Source organism: Acinetobacter sp. 'aerobic (ED)', from assembly GCF_904886855.1.
Taxonomy (GTDB): Bacteria; Pseudomonadota; Gammaproteobacteria; order Pseudomonadales; family Moraxellaceae; genus Acinetobacter; species Acinetobacter courvalinii.
Genome location: NZ_CAJHGI010000002.1, coordinates 277790 through 294856 on the forward strand (window position 1 = coordinate 277790; position 17067 = coordinate 294856).

Annotated in this window: 15 protein-coding genes; 8 read left to right on the plus strand and 7 right to left on the minus strand. The window is 44.4% G+C overall.

Annotated features, from left to right (window positions below):
• Nucleotides 1–24 precede the first annotated feature (24 nt).
• The 3 genes from JO943_RS04825 (at nt 25) to JO943_RS04835 (ending at nt 2483) form a co-directional block, all read left to right on the plus strand.
• Complete coding sequence (locus tag JO943_RS04825; protein WP_005229332.1) at nt 25–465, plus strand: universal stress protein; 441 nt, start codon at nt 25–27, stop codon at nt 463–465.
• 263 nt (nt 466–728) lie between these two features.
• Complete coding sequence (locus JO943_RS04830) at nt 729–1970, plus strand: OmpP1/FadL family transporter (protein ID WP_202740123.1); 1242 nt, start codon at nt 729–731, stop codon at nt 1968–1970.
• A gap of 144 nt (nt 1971–2114) precedes the next feature.
• The gene (locus tag JO943_RS04835) at nt 2115–2483 is read left to right on the plus strand and encodes a hypothetical protein (protein WP_202740124.1); all 369 of its coding nucleotides are present in this window, start codon (nt 2115–2117) and stop codon (nt 2481–2483) included.
• A 63-nt stretch (nt 2484–2546) separates the two neighbouring features.
• Here the strand turns inward: JO943_RS04835 and JO943_RS04840 are convergent, their stop codons facing one another.
• From JO943_RS04840 to JO943_RS04850, 3 genes are all read right to left on the minus strand, one after another.
• Entirely contained in the window at nt 2547–3710 is a 1164-nt protein-coding gene (locus JO943_RS04840) for an alanine racemase (protein ID WP_202740125.1), read from the minus strand.
• Nucleotides 3711–3950: 240 nt separating this feature from the next.
• Nucleotides 3951–5237 (minus strand): D-arabinono-1,4-lactone oxidase, encoded by a 1287-nt coding sequence (locus JO943_RS04845; protein ID WP_202740126.1) that lies wholly within the window; start codon nt 5235–5237, stop codon nt 3951–3953.
• Entirely contained in the window at nt 5234–6982 is a 1749-nt protein-coding gene (locus JO943_RS04850) for a neutral/alkaline non-lysosomal ceramidase N-terminal domain-containing protein (protein ID WP_202740127.1), read from the minus strand. Before JO943_RS04850 ends, JO943_RS04845 begins: the two co-directional genes overlap by 4 nt.
• Nucleotides 6983–7044: 62 nt before the next feature.
• Between JO943_RS04850 and JO943_RS04855 the strand changes: the two genes are divergently transcribed.
• Nucleotides 7045–8142, plus strand: coding sequence for an AraC family transcriptional regulator (locus JO943_RS04855; protein WP_202740128.1), 1098 nt, complete (start codon nt 7045–7047; stop codon nt 8140–8142).
• 297 nt (nt 8143–8439) lie between these two features.
• Here the strand turns inward: JO943_RS04855 and tauD are convergent, their stop codons facing one another.
• Genes tauD through tauA form a run of 4 tightly spaced genes read right to left on the minus strand, consistent with a single transcriptional unit; the run spans nt 8440 to nt 12021 of the window.
• Nucleotides 8440–9285 (minus strand): taurine dioxygenase, encoded by an 846-nt coding sequence (tauD, locus tag JO943_RS04860; protein WP_202740129.1) that lies wholly within the window; start codon nt 9283–9285, stop codon nt 8440–8442.
• A 16-nt stretch (nt 9286–9301) separates the two neighbouring features.
• Nucleotides 9302–10183: a taurine ABC transporter permease TauC gene (gene tauC / locus JO943_RS04865; protein WP_005284433.1), complete on the minus strand. Its 882-nt coding sequence runs from the start codon at nt 10181–10183 to the stop codon at nt 9302–9304.
• Nucleotides 10180–10971 carry a taurine ABC transporter ATP-binding protein gene (locus JO943_RS04870; RefSeq protein WP_202740130.1) on the minus strand — a complete coding sequence of 264 codons (792 nt, stop codon included), beginning with the start codon at nt 10969–10971 and terminating at the stop codon, nt 10180–10182. The genes tauC and JO943_RS04870 overlap by 4 nt, the downstream gene beginning before the upstream one ends.
• A gap of 9 nt (nt 10972–10980) precedes the next feature.
• Nucleotides 10981–12021, minus strand: coding sequence for a taurine ABC transporter substrate-binding protein (gene tauA, locus JO943_RS04875; protein ID WP_199974880.1), 1041 nt, complete (start codon nt 12019–12021; stop codon nt 10981–10983).
• Nucleotides 12022–12428: 407 nt separating this feature from the next.
• On the opposite strand from tauA, the gene JO943_RS04880 reads away from it, so the two are divergent.
• The 4 genes from JO943_RS04880 to JO943_RS04895 all read left to right on the plus strand — a co-directional run bounded on the left by JO943_RS04880 (nt 12429) and on the right by JO943_RS04895 (nt 17041).
• Nucleotides 12429–12938 carry a rhodanese-like domain-containing protein gene (locus tag JO943_RS04880; RefSeq protein WP_202740131.1) on the plus strand — a complete coding sequence of 170 codons (510 nt, stop codon included), beginning with the start codon at nt 12429–12431 and terminating at the stop codon, nt 12936–12938.
• A gap of 35 nt (nt 12939–12973) precedes the next feature.
• Nucleotides 12974–13930, plus strand: coding sequence for a serine O-acetyltransferase EpsC (gene epsC / locus JO943_RS04885; protein ID WP_150953190.1), 957 nt, complete (start codon nt 12974–12976; stop codon nt 13928–13930).
• A gap of 233 nt (nt 13931–14163) precedes the next feature.
• Nucleotides 14164–15096 (plus strand): family 2A encapsulin nanocompartment shell protein, encoded by a 933-nt coding sequence (locus JO943_RS04890; RefSeq protein ID WP_005284419.1) that lies wholly within the window; start codon nt 14164–14166, stop codon nt 15094–15096.
• Entirely contained in the window at nt 15071–17041 is a 1971-nt protein-coding gene (locus JO943_RS04895; RefSeq protein WP_202740132.1) for a family 2A encapsulin nanocompartment cargo protein cysteine desulfurase, read from the plus strand. The genes JO943_RS04890 and JO943_RS04895 overlap by 26 nt, the downstream gene beginning before the upstream one ends.
• Nucleotides 17042–17067 lie beyond the last annotated feature (26 nt).

Consider the following 17067-nt stretch of genomic DNA (forward strand, 5'->3'; position numbering starts at 1 on the left):
ATAACCATAAAGGAGCACTATAAGATGTCCTATCAAAATATATTAGTCCCGGTCGACGATTCTCCAATTTCTTATGCAGCGGTTCAACATGCACTGTCTTTAGCCAAACTATCCGGAGCGAAAGTGACCATTCTGAGTGTGGTTGTGGTTGACCCTTTTGTTGGCGTTGATTTTTACCAGTTGGCTCCTGCAGTAACCGATTATTTTATGCAGGCTGAAGCACACGCCAAAACCCAGTTACAGGATATTGCCCAGTCCTTTGTCCGCGACGGTATTCAGGTCGAGACCAAAATCCATCATGGTTCCGCCAGTGAAGGCATTATTTTTGTTGCCGACGAAGTCGGTGCCGACCTGATTGTGATGGGCTCACATGGACGTACAGGCGTCAAACGTTTATTGCTCGGTAGTGTGGCCCGTGCAGTTTTAACTGAATCACATATTCCTGTACTCATCGTCAAGCAATAATCCCCCCAATGTGTTTCATAAACCTTGTGCCCGATCACAAGGTTTTTTTCTTATCAGAATAAAAAGAATTGACCGCTTAGCCCCCCATCCTGAACATTTACAACCCTATTACCGCTCTTGAAAAGATGCTTCACTACAAGCATGGACATTGCTTTTCTATTTAAAAATATTGAGTGAAATCAATTTACTGCTAATAGAAAAAATGACCGTTAATAAAAATATCAGCGCTAAAAATAAGACACGGTTTTCCAAGGATGATCACTATGAAACGCAACCCAATTTTAATCGGCATCTGTAGCCTATTTGCCACCACGCTCAATCATGCTGCGGCACTGGATCAATCCGGCCAATCCATTTTACCCTTTCTGGAAAATGGCAATTATGTCGAGGTTGGTGCCACAGCAGTCGATCCTGATATTTCAGGAAAAATCCGTAATCGTCCTGAACTGGTCAATGATCCGCAGAACCTGAACTCAGGCAATATGGGCAACAGCTTTCAATATTATGCTGCTGCGCTCAAGCTGCAACTAACCGACCGGATCAGCTTTGGCTTGCTCTATGACCAGCCTTTTGGTGCGGACATTACTTATCCGATGCAGTCCAATAATACCTTCTCGGACAATGAATTCACCCATCAAGGCACATCGGTCAATGTTGATACTGAAAGCATTAGCATGATTTTGGGTGTCAGTCCATTTAGCAACTTTCAACTCTATGGCGGTGCTGTGTATCAATCGGTCAAAGGGGATGTCGCACTACGTGGTAATTCATACAGTGAAGCCTTTAATGGCTATGATGCCAAATTTAAACAGGATCATGCAGTCGGTTGGCTGGCAGGCCTGAGTTATCAAATCCCGGATATTGCCTTAAAAGCCGCAGTGACCTATCGCTCCAAGATCGACCACGATATGCAGGTAACTGAGACCATGTTTGGTGAACCTCTGGAAGTCACCACACCGGGCAAGACTAAAATTAGTACACCACAATCCGTGAATATTGATTTTCAGACGGGTGTGTATAAAGACACACTACTCTATAGCAATCTACGTTGGGTCAACTGGAAAGATTTTCACATCCGCCCGACCCAGTTTGGCGCAGTCACCGAATACCTGACTGACTTGATCAGCGAAGGCAGCTATAGCGGTGGTTTTGATCTGGATAGCTACCAAAAAGATCAATGGACGGTCAATCTCGGACTTGGACATCAATTTACTGAAAAATGGAGTGCCTCCACAGAAGTCAGTTGGGACTCGGGTACCGGCGATCCGGCCTCCACCTTGAACCCCACCAAAGGATCTTGGGGGATTGGCTTAGGTGCCCAGTTTAATCCTGCCCCGAACTACTTTATCGCCGCAGGCGTTAAATACTTCTGGTTAGGCGATGTGGTGGCCGAAGACGGTACCTATTACATTCCTGTACCGGGAATCAAACCGGTTGCTGAACAAGCCGATTTTAAAGATAACAGCGCCATTGGCTATGGTTTGAAGATGGGTTATCGCTTTTAGTCATTCAGTCTTATCAGCCAAGTAGGCGCATGATCCAGTTTAATTCCTGCGCCTACTTGGCTATTTTCTGGCATTCAATCCACCTATGAGATTAAAATCTCAAAGTATTACTTTAATAATGAATGTCATCTTCAGGAAAATCCAATGAAAAAAATCGCTCTTGTCTTTGCAATATGTATATCTGGCTTGGTTTTTCCTTTTACCACTTTTGCCAATTCACCAGATCCTAAAGAAAGTATGGATATTTTTATGGGCACCTTAACTATTCAGGATAATAAAGCCATGTTAACGCGATGCGATATTGCGCAGAATGAATATGTGTTAAAAGATGCCGACTGGTCTAAGCAAAAGGCGGTATCAGATTTTCTCTCAAACGCCACCAAACTAAAACAGCCGATTTATGCAGAAGTGATCGCGGCGTATAAAAGTGAAAAAGATATCAATATTCTATTGGTCGATTCTATTGAAAACCTGACTGAAGCAAAAAGCTGTCATTTGGCCGATTTGTTTTAAAGCTCCGAGTACACGACAAGCTTTTAGCTCGAATATTAATGAGCAAAGCTTGGTTACTCATCGTCACTCACTAAAAGTTTGCCATGTCTCAAAAGCATGTGTGCGATACAGTTTTAACTCGGAAAATTGAGGAATAATTGCCTCACTCTGTGTGGGTCTTAAAAACACAAAATCATCGACCTGAATATCACAATTCTTCGGTACATTGACCAGCTCCTGATTACTACTGCGCCCATACAAGGCATGGGTATGACACTGATCAGGATAAACATAATCAGCCAGCCAGTAGCCGCCATAAATAAACAGCGCCTTGCATTTATGCGGCAATTTATCCAGTAACGACATTGAAGGCAGTTGGGTAAATGGCAATACCTTGAGCACAGGTGCAGCGATCCATAATGCAGGTTGCAATGCCTGTAAAAAATCACTCTCAAAATCACTCGGTTTTAACAACATGGAACCAAAAGACAAGTCATTGCAGACACTTGCATTGGTATGCAAACTAAAGGTTGGACTGCCACCGCCATTAAAACACAACGCCTCATTCCACAAGGTTGGGAACTGTTTTTGAATCAGCTGTTGATAATGCGCATAAGTCTGTTGGGAGCTATGATAAGCCAGTTCAGGTTTTTTAATGATGGCAGGGATTTTGGTGACATGCGCATCATAGCCCATCAAGCCAGAAAGTTTTAAATACTGTGGATTTCGCTCAATCAGCTTTAATATTTCGATCAGTTGTTGGGTCGACTGAACTCCGCCACGATGTAAACCGACATCAATCTCGATATTCAGCTTTAGACAGCGCGAATAGGTCTGGGCAATCTCAAGATATTGCTGCACACGTTGCTGAGTATCCACCAGCCACTGGATATTGGCATTCGACCATGCTGCATGTTGTTGAAAAAAATGGTCTACCGCTTGAGCCGGCATCGGTTTGCCCAACAAAATATCGGCTTCGGCAAAATTTTCTAATATCGAAATAATATGCGGTTGATGAAATACCATAAAACGCTGGGTGTTGATCTGGGCAGATAACAACTTGAGTAAATCCAGACTGGCTAATGATTTCACCACCAGGCGTGCTTTTAAATGTTTGGCGTGAGCAAGGCGAATCTGAACATGCTGGATATTTTGTTTTAACGCGGCTTCATCGACAATCAGTTGTGGAGTCGCAATCCCCTGTTTTTTCAGGTCCAGATTGAGTTGTTTAAAATAATGATCCAACATGGCTATACCTTTTTCAATCCAAGAAAATTTACATGTAATTTGATACGCGAAAAAGTCATCTACAACCTGAGCAAGCCAAAGCGGCTAAAGCTTTGGCAAAGCGCAAGAAAAATACATCTTACGAGGCTTGAAACGCTGCTCAGGGTGAAAACAAGGTAACTTCAGCTAAAAGCTTAACCCTTAATTGGATGCAAGCCCGATATAACGCCGTTAAGCACTTTCAACTCATAAACATTCGATTTAACCTAAAAACAGCTTTTCCAGATAGGGATTTAAAAACTTGGCTTCCGGGTCAAGCTGCTGACGCAACGCCATAAAATCATTCCACTTTGGATATAAAGTCCGTAATTGAGCCGCTGTCAGGGTATGCATTTTCCCCCAATGCGGACGACCCCGATATTTCTGCAAAATCGGCTCAACCACCTCAAAAATCAACTTCGGGTCTTGTTTGTGATATTGATGCACTGAAATTGAAATGGAATCTTGCTGATAAAAGGGACTGAGCCAGATATCATCCCCTTTCACAACGCGAAATTCGAGTGGAAAAAAGGTAGCCACTTTATATTTTCTTAAGGCATGCAGTATTTCATCCAGACATTCAATTCCGCGATCAACAGGAATCTGATACTCCATTTCATTGAACTTGGTATTACGCGGCGTTGGAAAGATTTTACTCGACCAATCCACATAGGTGGTCGGTTTAACAAAAATACCTAATAGCTTCTGTAAATACGGATTCAGTGCAGGAAAGCTTCTGGTTAACTCGGAACAAAGGGTCAGTAGCGTATCGTCAGACGGGAAATTTTCCTTACGCGGCAAAACCGCTTCATCGGTCTCATTCAAGGTTTTTAGCATCAACTGCTTTTCATGGGAAAACACAAAACATTCGATATGCCGATGCTGCTGCTTCCATTGCTGAATATGCTGCATCATGTCTTCTACCGGACACAATTGAATATGCTCTTTCAGTTTATAGCGCGGGCGATTCTGCATGGTAATCTGAGTCAGGATGCCCAAACTCCCCAAAGACACTCGTCCTGCGGCAAAGATTTCAGGATGCTCTGTGCGGCTACATTGCAGGATTTCACCAGAAGCCGTCAATAACTCAAAAGCTTCAACATAGGCCGAAATACAATGTAAATCTGCACCTGTGCCATGTGTGCCCGTAGAGACAGCTCCCGCAAGACTTTGCTGATCAATATCACCCTGATTCATCAAGGCCTGATTAATCGATTGCTGCTGGAGGTGCTGATCTAGATCATATAAACGGGTCCCCGCATAAATACTACTCTGGCATCGTTCAAGATCCGTCGATGCAATGCCTGCAATCTGATCCAAAGACAATAAGGTGGCATCAGTACACACCAACGGCGTAAAAGAATGTCCTGCACCCACTACCCGTATTTTTTGTTGCTGAGCAACGATGCTCTGTAGTTCTTGAATATTGGCAGGGTGCAAAACCTGTTGCGGTTCGGATTGTTGAAAACCGGACCAGTTTGACCAGATGCCTTGTTTTAGATTACTCATACTGCCTCTCCCTGGCTAACGGCAGTTTTTACATTGCCATGATTGCTGCGTTTTGCGAGTTCCTGTGCTGGAATCGATTGTGGTCTTGTCATTTCATCGTAATGACGTTTGTTTTTTTCTAATCCTAATTGTTCTGCTAATGCTTTGAATTTGCTCTGACAGGCAGCCAGTGTCCATTGACCAAATAAGGTGTGTCCCCCTTCATAGGCTTGCGTTTGGTATTCTTCATAGGTGGTGACATAGCCCATATAATCATTGCAGTAGGATGCTAACCAGACGCTTTCAATTGAAGCCTGTGCGGCAAGCGTCTGTTTAACCGTATCAACCACACGCTGTCCTGCGATGGTGGTAAATTCTCCTGGACAACAAATCAAAGCCAATTGACCTAATCGCACGATCTGTAAGGGAACTACACTTGGAACTAAAGGGCTGTGCTGAATCGCCCCAGCTTTCACTTGTCGATTCATTTCTGCTATCAACGGATCAAGAATACCGGGCGGAAAACCAATCGGTTGACCTAAAATCTTTTTGGCACCCGCTTCCAGTACAATCTGTTTCGGCCCTTGAGAGGCATACAGTTGCTGATACGCTACAAAATCAGCTGCATTGGAATACCTGGTTTTCTGTTTGCGAAATTGATCGGCTAAAAACTGCATCCCCATAATTAAGGGTTTGGGCGCCCCTAAGCCATCGACAGGCGTACCTGCAAAAAATGCGGTACCGTGACAAGGCTGACTGGTCTTGGCATGCTTTTGCCCCGCTGCGAACTCATCTGGAATTTCAATATTACTCAGATCGACATAGGACAAAACAGCATCGATCTTGCCTTCAACTTTTTGCAAATTTTTAGGGATATTCTGCTGTAAGCCATTCAGAGCCAGTTCACTTTGATAACGACCATTTTGTTGCGCGTACTGATATTCCTGCTCGCCTTTGATCTTTTTGCGAATCTTGAGTTGGTCTTTGCCATGAAAATGCGGTGATACATCCCCTGCAGTTGCCTGAGCAAAAATCGTGACTGGATTTTGAATCCCTTGCTCAGTTAAAGCCTGCTCGGAAAATGCGGCTGCATAACCTTTATTATCGCCATCATAGGCCTTTAAAGAATTTCCCAAACAGGTTGCATGGACTCCAAATAAGGAAATAAAGGACTGTAGTTTTTGTTCCCGATAGAAACCAATCAACTGCATTTCACGATTCAAGGCCAAATGCGTTTCAGCTTCGGTCCGTGACTGAACTTCTGGATTACGATTATAGGCTTTGATTGAACGATTCCATGCCACAGCTGTCTGTTCCGGGAAATGCTGAGTCGCTAAAAAAATCTCGGTATCTTGTTCAGATGCAATTGCATTTTGAATACTCTGTACAATCGCCTCTACTATTGCGTTTAAATGTTCAGGTACAAAACCAGGGGTCGGCATATTGTATAAAGCTTCATAGCCACAACCGCCAGGACCAGAATGGGTATGAGTTGCCATGAGAAGCAGTTGATTTTCATCAAATTGTGAGCCTAGGATTTGCGTGAGTCGCGCTACCGTTTGGCTGCGTATGGCATGGGTAATACAACCTACGTCCAAACAACAGATGACTAATCGGTTACGTTGTTGATCGACAATACTGACACTTCTGGCAAATAAAGCTGTGCGCTGCTCATAGGCCCGATGTGACCATTGTCCATAACCAAACATGGCATAGCCTTTGGCTGTGATTTTGATTTTCTGCTTGTCCCAACCCACCTGATACATTACAACTTCCTTTCGATTCTTTTTCTAACTGTCTTAAAGCATGTTGAAAGTTAATCAAAATTATGCGATACCCAACAGGGTTAAAGACACTTTTCTTTGGGGGGCTAAACGGACTTATGCCTATACACAGCAGCGATAAAAATGAGCAACAACAGTTTATTCTACCCACCATTCTGGCGAGCCTGATCCATTATGCAGAGCAGCAACAGTGGGATTATGCTGCATGGTTTGAGAATTCAGGTTTAGACGCTGTACAAATACAGCAAACCCAAGGGGTAGTTCGTTTCACCCAGCTTTGTGATGTGGTTCGGCAAGCCATTGCAGCCTATCAGCAACCCGACCTCGGTTTAAAACTTGGCAGTAGTGAAGGTCTGATTTCGATGGGAATTTTGGGCTTTGCCATGCAGTCCTGTAAAACCGTGGCAGATGCTTTGGACATTGCACTGCGCTACCATCGGATTTCTGGCAGTGTCTTGAATATCGACTTTTCTATCCACGCTGATCTTTGTGAATTGGAAGTCACTGAATCCTACTCCTGTAATGCACTCAAAGCCTTTTTCTATGATGAATTATTTAGCAGTATCATCACCTGTTTAAACGCGATGCTGGGCGATCATGAGGATGTCATCAGCCTTGAACTCAGCTATTTCCCAAGCGACTATCAACAACAATATCACGATCTGTTTGGCTGCCCCATCCAGTTTAACCGTGATAAAAATGTCATGCGTTTTAGTCACCGCCTGTTGCAACGCAGCTTAAAAAATTACAGCCCCGCTAACTATGCAACTGCCATCCAGATCTGCGAACAAGCCCTAAAAGAAATCGACCGACTCAATCAGGTTGGCTATGTGCATTTACTTGATCATTTGATTGAACAGCATTTACCTGAGCGTTTTGAGATGCAACACGCTGCCGAACATTTACGGATCAGCGAACGCCATTTACGACGGCAATTATTAGCAGAGGGCTTGAGTTTTCAACAAATCCGGCAAAATGTACTGGAACGCAAGGCCAAGCAACTTATTGAACAGAACCTGTCGATGAGTGAGATTAGCCTGCAACTGGGTTTTAGCGAATTACGTGAATTCCGACGTGCCTTTAAACGCTGGACCGGACAAGCGCCTTCGGTTTACAAGCAGACCTGTGAAATCAGCCACTAAAGACCGTTATTTATTGAAGGATAGGCTTTAACGGAGTCGTGCCGTGCTCTCATCCAATTTAAGGATAAGCCTTCAACTGGAGTTACTTTGGTTTCGCCCAAAGTAACCAAAAGCATCCTCATCCACAAAACCTGTCCACTTCTTGTAATCTTTTTAAATCTTTCGCAGAAACTATACTTTATAAAAACCACGCAGGTTGTGGATGAGATTACCGAGTATCAAATACTGGAAATAACCTCAGCCCCAAGAATAAAAAAGCTCAGGATTTTACCCAAGCTTTCTCATCTAAATCAAACCTTAACTCGCTGCCTGATAAAATGGTACATCACCGTTAATCGTGGCACGATGCATAATCCGATGCGCATCACCATAATCAAATAAAGCCTTATGCTGTGTACAACGATTATCCCAAATCGCCACATCGCCTGCCTGCCACTGCCAACGCAAATGGAACTGCTCATTGGTGGCATGCGCAAATAAATACTGTAGCAATTCAGTGCTTTCAGTTTCATCCAACTCATTGATACGGGTAGTAAAACCTTCACTCACAAACAAAATCGGTTGCCCCGTGACCGGATGCGTTCTCACCACAGGATGAACAACAGGAGGATTACGCTTAAAGGTTTCTTCCAGTTTTTGACGTTCAACATCATTATGCGCAAAACGTTCAATCGGGAAAGACTGACGGATGTCATGGGTTGCGGTTAAACCTTTTAACTTTTGCTGCAAGTCTTGATCCAAGGCAGCAAATGCCGCCGCGCCGCTCGACCACAGGGTATCACCGCCTACAGGTGGAATCTTGATGGCTTGCAATACACAGCCCAATGGCGGTTTCTGGCTAAAAGTCACATCAGTGTGCCAGAGTTCATTGTCACGCAAATCCTGTTTCCAGCTATCGAGCACAATGATTTCAGGAACATTGTCTACCGATGGATAGATCGGATGAATATGCAAAGAACCAAAACCACGCGCCAATTCAGCTTGTGCCTGAGGGGCAAGCTGCTGGTTGCGAAAGAAGATCACATGATGATCCAGCAAAGCCTGTTGAATTTGTTGTGTAGTATTTTCATCAGCCGTGTTTAAATCAACATCGTGAATAATGGCACCGATTGTTGGTTTAATAATTTCAATATTTAACGTCATCTTCTACTACTCACACTTATAACTGTTGGCCATACCAAGGAGATAATTGCTTCTGTAACCAACGCAAAAACAATTCAAAACTTACTGCGACAATCGCAATGACAATAATGCCGAGAACCACGGTATCGGTAATCAGGAATTGTGCCGCCGACTGCACCATAAAACCAATGCCCCGATCTGCTGCAACTAATTCCGAAGCCACCAAGGTTGACCAGCCTACACCCAAACCAATACGGACACCCGTTAAAATATGCGGTAATGCCGTCGGCAGAATCACATGCCAGAATACTTGCGACTGGCTCGCTCCTAAAGATAAAGCTGCACGCTCACGATTGAGCTGATGGCTCAATACGCCATGGGTACTGCTGATAATCACAGGCGCAAGGATCGAAAAGAAAATCAAAAGTACTTTGGTGGTTTCACCAATCCCGAACCAGATCACCAAGAGTGGCAAATAAGCCAAAGGTGGAATCGGACGCAATAACTCAACCAATGGATCAAGCACTGCACGCACCCATTTATTCAGTCCCATCCATAAACCTAAAGGCACACCAATCGCAATCGCGGCAACCAAGGCCAATAAGACCCGAGAAATACTCGCGGCCAGATGCTGCCATAAGGTGGCTTTCATAAAGCCTTGCTGGCTGACTTCAAGGAACTTCTGCCATACCGCTTGCGGACTTGGTAAAAACAGGCTTGGGACAATTTTTAATGCCGTGATCAGATACCAGATCACCAATACGCTCAGTACACTGGAAAGACTGAGTACCAAACTGCGATGACGAGCAACAAAAGCCCCAATTGAACTCAAGATTGAATCCGGCTGTGCATTGTTGGTCGCTTGCAGTTGTTCTGCCTTGCTCAGCTCATAAGCGGTGTTTTTTGCTTGACCCGTCATACAGCCACCTCATGTCCTGCCTGCTTCTGTACGCGTAAGCGTTCAAACAGTTGCTCACGTAACTGGATAAATTGTGGATCGGACTTAATCGCACGGATCGATTCACCCTGCTGATAACGATCGGCAAAATCCAGTTTTAAAGTCTCGACGATTTTTCCAGGACGCGCCGTCATCAACACCAGCTGATTGCTCAGCAAAAGCGCCTCCTCAATGTCATGTGTAATCAGAAAGAACGATTTATTTTGTTCAATCCATAAATCCAGTACCAACTGCTGCATGGTTTCACGGGTAAAGGCATCCAGCGCAGCAAAAGGCTCATCCAGCAAAATGAATGCCGCATGGCTGATCAAGGCACGTGCGATACCGACACGTTGTTTCATGCCACCAGACAGTTCCCAGATATTGGCTTGAGCCACGTGACTTAAACCCACAATTTTCAGGATTGCATCGACTTGCTGTTGAATTTCTTGCGCTTTCAAGCCTTTGAGCTGTAAAGCAAAACCGATATTTTCAGAGACATTTAACCAAGGTAACAATGCATGATCCTGAAATACCACCGCACGACGTGCATCGGGTGCAGTCACCACTTCATGATCCAGTGTAATCTGGCCTGAACTTGGCTGTTGAAAGCCCGCCAAGATATTCAGCAATGTTGTTTTACCACAGCCAGACTCGCCCAAAACCACAGTCAAGGTGCCTTCCTCAATCTTAAGATTGATATCTTGAAGAACAGGCACGGTCTGTTTGGGAAAGGTTAAATGAAGATACTCGGCAGCTAATACGCTCATTTCGATCTCCTATGGCTGTAAGAATTGGGTGGTGACATTCGCTTGATAATCAGGTTTGACTTGATCCACCTTGCCTTGGCTTTTTAGGAATGTTGCGGTATCAAAAATATTTTTGGCAAACTCACCCGCTAAAGTCGCGTGCTGTTGCTGGCCATTCAGATAAATATTGCCGGATAACAGTAGAGGAATATCTTTCACATCAGAGCCTGTCAGCTGAGCAATTTTCTGGATATTATCGGTATTTTGTTCAAATGCTTTCGGATCTTGCTGATACGCTTCAACTTGTTTCAAGCTGGTTTGCACAAAGGCTTTTAAGAATTCTGGATTTTTTTCAGCAAAATCTTTACGTACTACCCATAAATCATAAGTTGGTGCACCCCACTCGCCGACCTGTTTCGAATCGGTCAAGACATGACCACTGGCTTTGACTTTGCTTAATGCAGGTTCCCAGACATAAGTGGCATCAATATCACCACGCTCCCAAGCAGCCGTGATTTCAGGTGGACGTAAATTAATGATCTTGACCTGGTTATCGGCAATATTCCAATGCTTGAGTGCTGACAACAAGCTGTAATGTGTGGTTGAAACAAACGGCACGGCAATGGTTTTGCCAATCAAGTCTTGCGGGTTTTTGATGCCGGATTTGTTACTCACCACCAATGCTTCTGAGCCACCTAATTTCGCCGTCACCAAAAAGACCTCAATCGGTAAATCACGGCTTGCTGCAGCGGCCAGCGGACTGGAACCGATATTGCCGATCACCACATCACCCGAAGCCAATGCATTGACCACATCTGAACCTGCATCAAACTTACGCCATTGAATGGCTTGCTTACTGTCACGTTCATAATCACCATTGGCCTGTGCAACCTTGGTTGGGTCAACACCTGTCTGATAGGCAATCACCACTGCCTTGTTGTTTTTAGACTGAACAGGCGCAGCATCTTTTTGATTTTGATAGACAATAAAAGCAACAATCGCCACAAGGACGATCGCTGTAACAATTAGCGGCTTGGTGTTCTTGATGCCCATAATTAGATGATCTTTCAACAATATAGGCGTATGGTATGCGGCATGCCTTATGATTAAAAATAAGAAAAAGTGAGTTGCTTATTCCTTTATGAGATAAGAATAAGTCTTAGACAATTTATGCTGTTTTTATCATCAATAGCGATATTTTTCAGTGCTCTTGCATTTAATTTTCCAAACTCCCCTTTTTTAATATTAATGATACAACTTAATGGAAAAGTAAAATATTTATTCCTGATAATTTCATCTTTAAATCCAATAAATATATTTATTAAAAAAACCATTTTAAACCATATTCTGAATAAGTTAATAAATACCCATTATTTATCAAAAATAGATATATAAATAAATTTTGATTATTTTCCTGAATATAAAAACAGTCCTAAGATAAAAACATCATCCCGCTGATGTATATAAAGGTTATAACAATGAATGCTCAATTTGATTCTGCTCAAGCTGCAGAATCCAACTTCACTTCAGACGGTTCTTCACACGACCCACAAGATATCCTGCAACGCGCACAACAATATGCAGAAGACAATGAGCTTGATTTTACCGGCAGTATTCCGCCTGCTGAAGCATGGTTTCTGGTTCAACAAGGTCATGCCATCTTAGTGGATGTCCGCACCAATGAAGAACGTAAATTTGTCGGTTATGTGCCTGAAAGTGTCCATGTGGCATGGGCAACCGGTACCTCATTCAACCGAAATCCACGTTTCCTGAAAGAACTGGATAGCAAGGTCGGCAAAGACAAAACCATTCTCTTACTCTGCCGTAGTGGTAAACGCTCGGCTTTGGCAGCGACTGCGGCCTTTAGTGCCGGGTTTGCCCAAGTCTATAACGTGCTAGAAGGCTTTGAAGGCGATCTGAACGAACAGCAACAACGAAATCAGAGCAATGGCTGGCGTATTCATCAATTACCGTGGCTACAAGATTGATATGACCTTTGAAGCTTGATGTTTTTTAACCCCTCATTTTGCAAGGAACTCTCGTGAGCCAATGGAAAATACAGCCGGTGGTCGAAGGCTTACAACAAGCACGACACGAATGGCGGGAGCGGCAACACCGTATCAAGGAATTTGGTGGACGCGAACTTCCATCCAAAGAGGCGCTTAAATCAATACTGGATGATCTGTGCGGCATTCTATTTCCAATGCGGCTTGGACCCAGTGAGCTGCGTCAGGAAACAGAAGATTATTATATTGCCTATACGCTTGACCGGGTTTTGAATGCCCTGTTTGCACAGGTCAAACTGGCTTTAAATTATGAAGCCAAAAGTCGGGTGAAACCGGTTCCCATTTCGAATAACGACAGGCTGCTATATGAACAGCAGGTCGCTTTGGCACAGACCATCGTGCAGGACTTTGCCAACACCCTGCCGGACATCCGTCGTCTACTGGATGCCGATGTCTGTGCAGCCTATGAAGGCGATCCTGCAGCACATAGCGTCGATGAAGTACTGCTCTGCTATCCCGGGATTTTAGCGATTATTCATCATCGTGTCGCCCATCAGCTCTATCACAGTGTACCGCTGCTCTCACGGATCATTTCTGAACTGGCTCATTCAGCCACCGGGATTGATATTCATCCTGGAGCGCAAATCGGGAAAGGATTCTTTATCGATCATGGTACCGGCGTGGTGATTGGCGAAACCTCGGTGATTGGTGAATATGTCCGCATCTATCAGGCGGTCACGCTGGGCGCAAAACGCTTCGAAGTCAATGAAGATGGCGCACTGAAAAAAGATTATGCCCGTCATCCGGTTGTTGAAGACCACGTGGTGATTTATGCAGGTGCAACCATTTTAGGCTGCATCACCATTGGTAAAGGCTCCATTATTGGCGGCAATGTCTGGCTCACCCATAGCGTTGCAGCAGGTAGCCAGATTTTACAATCCCCCAGCGAGTCCTTGCATAACAGTAAAGTTTAATTAAATGGAGCAGATCGTTATTTAAATTAAAACGTCTATATTCGTATTTTATATTTATTTTTTATAAATATATTCTTATGACGCATAGAATAATTCAGCATTATTTATCTCATATTAATATTTTTAAAAATAATAAATCAGCTCTAGTCTAATTCAATAAATGATTAAACCACATTGTAATAAGTCCAACTCTTTTTATTAACAAAGCCAAAAAACAACAGGAAAATTGATTCATGGCAAAAACCACCGACAAAGCCCAACTTGCACTTGGCGATCATGCAGCCAGACAGCTTGCCAACGCCACCAAGACCGTTCCACAACTTTCGACCATTACCCCGCGCTGGCTCACACATTTATTACAATGGATTCCTGTTGAAGCAGGTATTTATCGTGTTAACCGTGTCAGCAATACCGATGACATCCAAGTGGCATGTACGCAACGTGATGAAGCCACATTGCCGCAAACCTTTGTTGATTATGATGCGCAACCACGTGAATATTTCTTAAATGGTGTGTCTACCGTCTTGGATATTCATACCCGAGTTGCCGATCTTTACAGCAGCCCGCACGATCAAATTAAAGAACAATTACGCTTAACCATTGAAACCATTAAAGAACGCCAAGAAAGCGAGCTGATCAATAATCCCGAATATGGTTTATTGGCCAGCGTTGCAGATGAACAGCGTATCTCAACTTTAAATGGCCCGCCAACACCAGATGACTTTGATGATTTACTGCGTAAAGTCTGGAAAGAACCCGGTTTCTTCTTGGCACATCCAGATGCGATTGCTGCATTCGGCCGTGAATGTACCCGTCGTGGCGTGCCACCACCAACCGTCAGTTTATTCGGCTCTCAGTTCATCACATGGCGTGGTGTGCCATTGATTCCATCCAACAAGATTCCAGTCGAAGATGGTAAAACCAAAATCCTGCTCCTCCGTGTAGGTGAAAAACGTCAAGGTGTGGTGGGCTTGTTCCAACCGGGCTTGGCAGGCGAGCAGTCACCCGGTCTTTCCGTACGCTTTATGGGCATCAACCGCAATGCAATTGCGTCTTATCTGATCTCACTGTACTGCTCATTGGCAGTATTGACTGAGGATGCGTTGGCTGTACTCGAAGATGTGGAGGTGGACAAATATCATGACTACCCAGTTAACTACAAGTAAGCTATCTTCTACAGCTACTGGGCAAGGTGGTCCAACGGGTTCTGAAGTGGTCGGTGTTAGTCCACCGTCCAACTTCCCAGATGAAGCAACACTTTCAAGACTCGCCTCTGAATTTTTTGCTGCGCTGCCAAGCTCAGGCAGTGGTCACCCTTCTGGTTTGAATTTGGACTTGCCCAATGTCGGTACACCGCCACATCAACCTCAGCCTGCTGAACCTTTAGCAGCGTTAAGTGGACGTGCGCCCAATATTGCCTATGAAAAAAGTTTGAATCCTGAATATCCTGAGCATATTCCAAACTATCCCGATTATCCTGAACGTCGTGCGATTGCTTCTGCACCCGTGGTCGGTGGGGCGAACTTACCTCGCCCACCAATTGAACCAAATTTTCCACAAGCGATTCATAGCCCACCGAATGTGCCTTTGGTTGAACCTTCTCGCCCATCAGCAAGTGAGGCATCACCATTTTATTTTTTAAATGATTTTGCAGCACCCAACACTTCAAGTTCTGAATTTGATGCTGCCAGTTTTGCGACTGCTCAATCATTTCAATTACCACATGGCGATGCACTAAAAAGCGTGTTGCAGCAAGATTCTCAAACTTCAACTCAAGCAAAAAATAATGCCTCATCAGGTTTCTACTTTCTTGATTTGCCACAAAGCAATACGGGTTATGGCAATTACCAGCCTTCACAACCACAGTTTATAGCCAATGCAGCTCAACCTTTGGATATTCAAGCGATCCGTCGTGACTTCCCCATTCTGCAAGAACGCGTCAATGGCCGTCCTCTGGTCTGGTTTGATAATGCAGCGACCACACAGAAACCACAAAGCGTGATTGATCGTATTGCCTATTTTTATCAGCATGAAAATTCCAATATTCATCGTGCTGCACATGAACTGGCAGCACGTGCAACCGATGCCTATGAACATGCGCGTAATGTGGTGGCCCGTTTCATTGGAGCAAAATCATCCAAGGAAATCATTTTTGTACGTGGTACCACTGAAGGTATTAACCTGATTGCCAAAACGTGGGGTGAACAAAATATTGGTGAAGGTGATGAAATCATCGTGTCGCATCTGGAGCATCACGCCAACATCGTACCGTGGTTCCAACTGAGCAAAAAAGTCGGTGCCAAACTTCGTGTCATTCCAGTGGATGATACCGGTCAAATCATTCTGGAAGAACTGCCAAAACTGATTAATGAACGGACCAAACTGATCTCGATTACCCAGGTGTCCAATGCCTTAGGTACGGTCACTCCTGTCGCCGAGGTGATCAAAATCGCGCATGCCAAAGGTGTACGGGTCTTGGTCGATGGGGCTCAATCGGTTTCGCATATGCCAACCGATGTGCAGGCGATTGATGCCGACTTCTTTGTATTCTCAGGGCATAAAGTTTTTGGGCCGACAGGTATTGGCGCAGTCTATGCCAAACCTGAAATCCTGGAAACCATGCCAGTGTGGGAAGGTGGCGGCAATATGATTCAGGATGTGAGCTTTGAACAAGTGGTTTATCAACCTGCCCCAAACAAGTTTGAAGCAGGCACGGGTAATATTGCCGATGCCGTGGGTTTAGGTGCAGCACTGGAATATGTGGAACGCCTTGGCATTCATAATATTGCCCGTTATGAACATGACTTGCTCGAATATGGCCAGCATGCATTAAGCAGCGTTGCAGGTTTGAGACCGATTGGCACGGCGAAAAACAAAGCCAGTGTCATGTCCTTTACCCTTGCAGGTTATTCAACCGAGCAAGTGGGTAAAGCACTGAATCAACATGGTATTGCAGTGCGTTCAGGACACCATTGTGCTCAGCCGATCTTGCGTCGTTTTGGAGTAGAACAGACGGTGCGCCCATCTTTGGCGTTTTACAACACCACGGAAGAAATTGATTTGCTGGTGTCTGTATTACATCAACTGAGCAGAAACAAACGCAGTACTTAAACGCTCTGCAATAAAAAAGACTGCCT